Origin of the sequence: uncultured Hymenobacter sp., from assembly GCF_964242765.1 — a bacterium.
Classification (GTDB): domain Bacteria; phylum Bacteroidota; class Bacteroidia; order Cytophagales; family Hymenobacteraceae; genus Hymenobacter.
Window position 1 is genome coordinate 1 of sequence record NZ_CAXTBM010000127.1, and the last position, 6294, is coordinate 6294.

The following is a 6294-nucleotide window of genomic DNA, read 5'->3' on the forward strand; positions in this document are numbered from 1 at the left end:
TTACACTACTTCACGTACTTAACTACCTCCTTACTTGGCGTAAGCCACGGCGCGCTTGGCGTGCTTCACATTGAGGCCGAGCTCGGCAGCCATGGTGGCGCAGAGGTTGGCTACTTCGCGGGAGTGCTGAAGCAAGTTTTGGCCGTAGCTGGAACGAAAACGCATGCGGCCGACCATTTTGATCAGCTCGGGGTGCAGGCCGTGAATGCCAAGGTCGATGATGGTTTTCTCGCCGATTTCCACGATTTCCTCGTCGATGTTTTTGCGGGTTTTGGCCACGATTTCCTCGATGCGGGCCGGGTGAATCCGACCATCTTTCACCAGTAAGTGCAAGCTCAAACGGGCCACTTCGCGGCGCACCGGATCGAAGCCGGAAATGATAATGGCTTCGGGCGTATCATCCACAATAATTTCCACACCCGTAGCAGCTTCCAGCGCCCGGATGTTGCGGCCTTCGCGGCCGATAATCTTGCCTTTCACATCGTCGGATTCGATGTTGAACACCGACACGCAATTCTCAATGGCATGCTCTGCCGCCGTGCGCTGAATGGTTTCCAGCACCACTTTTTTGGCGTCTTTGGTGGCCGACAATTTGGCTTGTGCCACCACATCTTTGATGTAGGAAGAAGCTTGAATCTGCGCCTCGTTCTTCAACGACTCTACCAATTGCTCGCGCGCTTCAGCGGCCGTTAAGCCCGAAATGGTTTCCAACTGGCTCTGCACTTGGTGCAGTTGCTCGTGGAGGTGCTGGCGAGTATTCTCCAGTTCGGTTTCCACTTCCTCCTCACGCTGCTGAAGCTTAGCCAATTGCGTTTCGAGGGTGGCGCGGCGCTTTTCTTCTTGGACTTCCAACTTTTCGCGCTGAGCTTGGCTCTGCGTTTCAATTCGCTCCCGAGTGGCGTCCAGCTCGGTTTCCTTGCGTTGAATCTGCTCTAGCTGGCGCTGCGTGGTTTCAGTAAGCTTTTTGATGGCTTGCTCCTGCTCCACTACGGTCGCACGGCGTTCGGTTAACTCCTGCTCCAGAGCCAGTTTTTGGCGGCGGCTCTCCAGCTCAAACTCCTGCTTAAGGGTACGAAACTTGTCTTTCGACTGCTGAATCCGCTCGTCGCGGGTGCGAGTGGCTTGCTGCTCGGCTTCGGCCAGCAGTTGTTGAGCGCGGGCTTTGGCCTCGGCTTCGTGGTCCTTGTTGGCCTTTCCGGCCAGCAAGCGCCCCACCACGATGCCGACCACAAGGGCCAGCACAGCGGCTAAGACAATATAGATAGTGGTGGACATGGGCTATGATTTTGGAAGGGGTGATAAAACCCACAACCAGAAAAGAAGGCCATATGCCAAACAACCCCGCCGCGCCTGTTGCACTGTCGGGGTTTCAAACTAAAATTACGCTGGTGCGTCGTCTGTTTCTCTTTTTCAGACGAGCACCACCCCTGATAGCAGTTCATCGAGACGCGCTAGGCGTTCGGTCAGCACTGTATCAGTACCATCTTTTTCCTTGCTGACTTTCAAACGGTCAGCCATCGTGGACAGTGCAATCATGGCCAGCAGGTCTTGCTTGTCCTGAATGCCGTATTGCTCGCGAAATTCCTTGATCCGCTCGCCTAGCAGGCGGCCAGCCATACGCAACCGTTCCTCGTCCTGAGGTTCGACGCGCATCGGGTAGTCCCGTTCGGCAATGCGGATTTTAATGGATAGTTCGCTCATGGGAGCAGTCGTGGGTGGGGTGGATGGTGGTTGCGGTTACTCCCTCAAATAGGCAAGGCACTTATCTATTTCGCGGATGTATTCGTTGAGGCGCAGTTTTAGCTCGTTGACATTGGCCGGCTCGCCGGCTATGGTGTTGACAAGTTTAACTATATTCTCCTGATTCTGGAAATCCTTGAGCTGCCGCTCTCGGTCGCGCACGTCGGCCCGAAGCTGCTCAACAGTAGTTTGCGCATCGGCCAGTTCCTCACGCAACCGCTGATAGGCAGACACTAAGGTGTTCACCTGCCGCTCCAGGCGGTCGAGTTGGGCAAGCTGCTGAGAGGAGGCCATGCGAATGGATATTTTTGCCTGAAGCTACGATGTAACACCGAAATACCGGAAATCCGTTCTACAACGAGCAACACAAGTTTCCAGCAGAAGCACCGGACTGCTCCAGGCTAGCTACTCGCGCCACTCGTTGCCGAACCGATTCTTGTACTACCGCCGAATAATGGCGCCGGCCTGCTGTTCAAACTGCTGAATCAGCCGTTGCATCACCGAGTCGATGGCTTGGTCGGTGAGGGTTTGGGTGGCGTCCTGGAGCAGGAAGCTAACCGAGTACGACTTCTTGCCGGCGCCGAGGTTCTCGCCCTCGTACACGTCGAACACGTTCACCGATTGCAGCAGCTTCTTCTCGGTGCGCCGAGCAATCTGCTGGAGTTGGTCGAAGGTGATGGTTTTGTCGACCACCAACGACAGGTCGCGGCGAACCTCCGGGAACTTCGGCAGTTCGCGGGCCACGAGGCTGTTCTTATACTTCTTGATCAGCCAATCCCAATCCAGCTCGGCGTACCATACCGGCTGCGCTACATCAACCTGCTTGAGCACTGCCCCTGACACCGCACCAAGCTGCGCCACCGGCTGGTTTTGGGCAAGCAGCGTGAGGCCACCAGCTAAGTATGGGTGCTGCACCGGCTGCGAAGTGGGTGCCCCGAAGCCAAGCGCCGCCAGCACTTGCTGCACCGCGCCCGCCAGTTGGTGGTACGTTGCCTTCTCCGACTTCTGCTGCCACGTTTCGGCGGTGGTGTTGCCAGTCAGGTAGATAATGAGTTGGTTTTTTTCCTGGTACTGACCGTCGGCTACGCGGTGGTAGGTTTTGCCGAACTCGTAGAGCTTCAGGTCGCGCTGGCGGCGGTTGATGTTGTAGCGCACCACTTCCAAGCCGCTGTGCAGCATGGTGGGGCGCATCACATCGAGGTCGGCACTGTTGAAGTTGAGCAGCGGTACGAGAGCCTCGTTCTTCTCGCCTGGCTTCTGGAAATAGGCAGAGTTGGTAATGGAGTTGGTGATGATTTCCGAAAAGCCCATGCCGCTCAGCAAACGCGAAATGTTCTGGCGCAGAATTTCCGGGTCAGGCTTCGCGAAGCTAGCGAGGAACGACGCCGAATTATGCGGCCGCAAGGCCACATGGTCGAAGCCATAGATGCGCAGAATTTCTTCGATAATATCAGCCTCGCGGGTCACGTCCACTTTATGCGGCGGCACCGACAAAATCCACTCGGCGTGGCCGTTGGCGTCCTGGTTTTCTTCGGCAATCAGAATATCGAGGTCGGTCAGGATCTGCCGGATACGCTCGGGCGCAATGAACTGGCCAACTAGTTTCTCCACGCGGGGCAAACGCAAACGCACCGGCGTGTGGCCGATGTGCGTCGGGTACTCATCCACGATGGGTGCGGCCACGGTGGCGCCAGCCACTTCTTGGAGCAGCAAGGCAGCCCGCTTGAGGGCTGGTAGCACCATATTCGGGTCGGTACCCCGCTCGAAGCGGAACGAAGCATCCGTTTTCAACTGATGCGTTTGGCTGGTTTTGCGCACGGCCGCAGGCTGGAAGTAGGCACTTTCTAGGAACACGCGGGTGGTTTCATTGGACACGCCCGACGTTTTGCCCCCGAACACACCAGCCAGCGCCATCGGAGCGCCATTGGCGTCGGCAATAACAAGGTCTTCCGTTTTCAGAGGACGCTCTGCGCTATCAAGCGTCACGAACTTCTCTCCTGCGGCGGCCTGCTTCACCCGGATTTGATTGCCCGTAATCTGGTTGGCATCGAAGGCGTGGAGGGGTTGGCCCAACTCGTGCAGCACGAAGTTGGTTACGTCCACCACGTTGTTGATGGGCGAAAGGCCGATGCTGCGCAAGCGCCGCTGCAACCACTCCGGCGACGGTCCTACCTGCACGTTATCCAGTAGCACCCCCGCGTAGCGTGGGCAAGCTTCAGTGTCCTCAATCGTTACGGCTATGTTTTGGGTTGCTTCGGTGGGCGTGTGAAACTTGCTCACATCGGGCAGGTGGCAGGGCTGACGCAGCAAGGCGCGCAGTTCGCGGGCCACGCCGTAGTGGGAGGCCGCGTCGGCGCGGTTCGGCGTCAAGCCAATTTCGAATACCGAATCAGAGCCCAAACCGAAATAATCGGCGGCTGGCGTGCCGTTGGGCAATTCGGTATCGAGCACCATGATACCAGCGTGGGACGTACCGAGCCCGATTTCATCTTCGGCGCAAATCATACCTTCGGAAGCAGCACCCCGGATTTTCGACTTCTTGATCTTGAACGGCTCACCTTGGCTTGGGTGCAGCACGGCACCGTCTAGGGCCACCACCACGTGCTGACCAGCGGCTACGTTGGGCGCGCCGCACACAATCTGGCGGGGCGTGCCGTCGCCTACATCTACCGTGGTGACACTTAGCTTGTCGGCATCGGGGTGCTTCTCGCAGGTAAGCACGGTGCCGAGCACTACGCCACGCAGGCCGCCCGGCACGCTTTCCAGCTCTTCAATGCCTTCCACTTCCAACCCGGAGCCCGTCAGCAGCTTGCCGATTTCCACGGCGGGTTTGTCGGTGGGGATAAGCGTACGGAGCCAGTCGAGGGATATTTTCATTTTACTTGTTGAAGGCTACTTGTTGATTGTTGGCTCTGGAGGGCAGTAGTCGAGTACATTGACTACTGGCAACTCACTTCTGGCAACAGAGGAGGCAAAGGTACGGATTCAGGCGAGCGGCTTCAATGCCCAAAAGACTGCTCTGTTTGCGTCTGCCAAAGAATCAGCAGTTGTACCTATATGCATAGAACGTTGTCCTTCTGACATTCCGCTTAATGCGCGGAATGTCGGAAGGACAACGTTCTGTTTAGTTAAACTCTCAATGAGCTTCGTCCTTGCCATGCGCTGCGTGGTCGTGGAAGGCCTGCTCGCCGGCTTTGATTTCCACGGCTAGGCGGTTGTCTTGGGGCGGCACGGGGCAGGCAAAACCGTCGTTGTAGGCGCAGAAGGGATTATACGCTTCGTTGAAATCGAGCGTGATTTCGGTGTCACCGGCAACTGGTTTGGGGGCGTCGAGGTAGCGGCCACCGCCGTAGGTAACGAAGCCGTTGGTTTTGTCGGTGAAAGGGACGAAGAGCGTGGAGTCTTTGCTGTCGGCCTTGAGGAACAGGGTTAGCTTCTGGGGCTGATTATCAAGAGTAAAAGAAGCCCGCCCCCACCGCAAGTACTTGTCGGCCTTGCCATCAGTGAGCGGTATTTCCACCGTATCGCGCTGGCTGAAAAACTCTAGTTGCGCCTCAACTCGATAGGCGATGTTGGGTGCGTAATAGCGCAGGCTGTCGAAAACGTTGCGTTGTTCCTCGCTCAACGGTGAGCCTTGTACCCGACGGAAGCTGTCGGATTTTTCTAACCGGGCCTTGCGCAGCCGGGCCGCGTATTGGTTGTCGTTGAAAACTAGGTCTTTCAGAAAATAGCCAAAGACGATGAGCAGGCCAAGGCCGACAAGCAATTTGGGATTGAGACGCATTTTTTGAAGTGGTTGTCGAACGGTTGATTGTTGGTCGTTTCAACATCTCGCTTAGCAGCAAACAATCAACAACCCGCAAATAACAATCAACCGTTCAATAATCATCAATCACAGCATTCCTTCGTCGGCGAAGCTGAAATAACCAGCGTCGGTGTAAATCAGGTGGTCGAGAATGGGCAGATCCAGGAACTGGCCGGCTTCTTTGAGCTTGCGGGTGAGGGCAATGTCGGCAGCGCTGGGGTTGCGGTTGCCGCTGGGGTGGTTGTGCACCAGTATCACCGACGAAGCCAGTTGCTCTAAAGCCTCCTTGAAAATCAGCTTCGGGTCGGCGACGGTGCCGGCCACGCCGCCGCGGCTGACACTGGTTTTGCGCATTACTACGTTGGCCCGGTTCAACAGAATCACCCAAAACTCCTCGTGCGGCAAATCTTGCAGGTTGGGGCGCACGAGGTGGTAAATGTCGGTGGAGCAGGTGATGGTAGTGCGGACCGGGGCATCAGCTTCTTTGCGGCGCCGGCCTAGTTCCAGGGCTGCCACAATGGTAATGGCTTTGGCTTCCCCGATGCCTTTGTGGCGCATCAACTCCTTGATAGACAGCCGGGCCAAGGCATTCAAATCATTGTTGGCGGCTTTTAGAATCAGCTTGGATACGTCCACGGCCGACAGCTTGGCGGTGCCCGAACCAAGCAGAATAGCCATCAGTTCGGCATCAGAAAGAGCTGCACGGCCTTTTTGCATCAGCTTTTCGCGGGGCCGGTCTTCCTCGGCCC

5 protein-coding genes and 1 pseudogene are annotated in these 6294 nt (G+C 56.7%); all 6 read right to left on the reverse strand.

The genetic code is table 11. The features are described from left to right. Positions 1 to 48 precede the first annotated feature (48 nt). Positions 49 to 1275: pseudogene (locus ACFE7X_RS24810) on the reverse strand (Rnase Y domain-containing protein); the annotation flags it as partial. 135 nt (positions 1276 to 1410) lie between these two features. Next, the gene (locus ACFE7X_RS24815; protein ID WP_044014150.1) at positions 1411 to 1701 is read right to left on the reverse strand and encodes a cell division protein ZapA; all 291 of its coding nucleotides are present in this window, start codon (positions 1699 to 1701) and stop codon (positions 1411 to 1413) included. Positions 1702 to 1737: 36 nt separating this feature from the next. Then, entirely contained in the window at positions 1738 to 2034 is a 297-nt protein-coding gene (locus tag ACFE7X_RS24820; RefSeq protein WP_243800066.1) for a hypothetical protein, read from the reverse strand. A 147-nt stretch (positions 2035 to 2181) separates the two neighbouring features. Next, complete coding sequence (gene pheT / locus ACFE7X_RS24825) at positions 2182 to 4617, reverse strand: phenylalanine--tRNA ligase subunit beta (protein WP_375438365.1); 2436 nt, start codon at positions 4615 to 4617, stop codon at positions 2182 to 2184. 259 nt (positions 4618 to 4876) lie between these two features. Then, positions 4877 to 5524: a DUF1684 domain-containing protein gene (locus ACFE7X_RS24830; RefSeq protein ID WP_375438366.1), complete on the reverse strand. Its 648-nt coding sequence runs from the start codon at positions 5522 to 5524 to the stop codon at positions 4877 to 4879. Positions 5525 to 5632: 108 nt separating this feature from the next. After that, a partial coding sequence (radC, locus tag ACFE7X_RS24835) for a DNA repair protein RadC (protein WP_375438367.1) occupies positions 5633 to 6294 on the reverse strand: 662 nt, incomplete at its 5' end.

Coding starts and splice junctions, on each gene's coding strand:
- ACFE7X_RS24820 (WP_243800066.1), bottom strand. CDS start 2,034: ATGGCCTCCTCTCAGCAGCTTGCCCAACTCGACCGCCTGGAGCGGCAG.
- pheT (WP_375438365.1), bottom strand. CDS start 4,617: ATGAAAATATCCCTCGACTGGCTCCGTACGCTTATCCCCACCGACAAA.
- ACFE7X_RS24830 (WP_375438366.1), bottom strand. CDS start 5,524: ATGCGTCTCAATCCCAAATTGCTTGTCGGCCTTGGCCTGCTCATCGTC.
- ACFE7X_RS24815 (WP_044014150.1), bottom strand. CDS start 1,701: ATGAGCGAACTATCCATTAAAATCCGCATTGCCGAACGGGACTACCCG.